Origin of the sequence: Streptomyces inusitatus (genome assembly GCF_014651115.1) — a bacterium.
Lineage (GTDB): Bacteria > Actinomycetota > Actinomycetes > Streptomycetales > Streptomycetaceae > Streptomyces > Streptomyces amakusaensis.
Map to the genome: position 1 here is coordinate 1 of NZ_BMWG01000088.1, position 807 is coordinate 807.

Sequence of the window (807 nt, forward strand, 5' to 3'; positions counted from 1 at the left end):
CAACTGGATCGCGATGGCCTCGTACCCCTGGCCCGCGAGATCCTCGCGGATCGCCTCACCGGTGCCCGCGAGAGCCTCCGGATGCAGCACGGCCACCCTCTGGGCACTCCCGATCAGCCCGGGAAGCTCGCCGAGGAGCTGCCGCCCCACCAGCACCTCGTAGGGATCGGTGCCTTCGGCGCCGCCGACCCGGATACGGGTCACTGACTGCTCGGTCATGCGTCTTTCAGCTCCAAAGCGTCGAGGACCGCCTGGGCGACCTCTTCGGGGGTGCGTGCGTCGGTGGCCACGGTCACCCGGGCCACCTCGGTGTACAGATGGCGGCGGGCGTCCATCAGCTCCCGCCACTGGCGGCGCGGGTTGACGGAGAGCAGCGGGCGGGCCTGGTTGAGCCCGGTGCGCCGGACGGCCTCCTCCACGTCGAGGGAGAGGTAGGCCACCGGCAGTCCGGTCAGCAGGGCCCGGGTCGACTCGTCCAGGATCGCGCCGCCGCCGAGGGCGAGCACACCGGTGTGCCCGGCGACCGCCTCTCGTACGGCGGCCCGCTCCAGCTCGCGGAAGCGGGCTTCGCCCTCGTCCACGAAGAGGTCGGCGATCTCCCGGCCCTGGGCGGCGACGATGTCCGCGTCGGTGTCCCGGTAGGGCACCCCCAGCCGCTGGGCGAGCAGTTCGCCGACGGTCGACTTGCCCGCGCCCATGGGCCCGACCAGGACGATCACCGGGGCGGTCACCGGAAGTTCAGATTGTCGAGGTACGAGGTGACATTGCGGCGGGTCTCGGTCACGCTGTCACCGCCGAACTTCTCCG

At 71.7% G+C, this 807-nt stretch carries 2 pseudogenes; both read right to left on the reverse strand.

The features are described 5' to 3' along the window. Window positions 1-348, reverse strand: a pseudogene (locus IE247_RS34935) (3-dehydroquinate synthase); the annotation flags it as partial. Continuing rightward, window positions 294-698 (reverse strand): annotated as a pseudogene (locus tag IE247_RS33940) (shikimate kinase); the annotation flags it as partial. The pseudogenes IE247_RS34935 and IE247_RS33940, both read right to left, overlap by 55 nt. Window positions 699-807 lie beyond the last annotated feature (109 nt).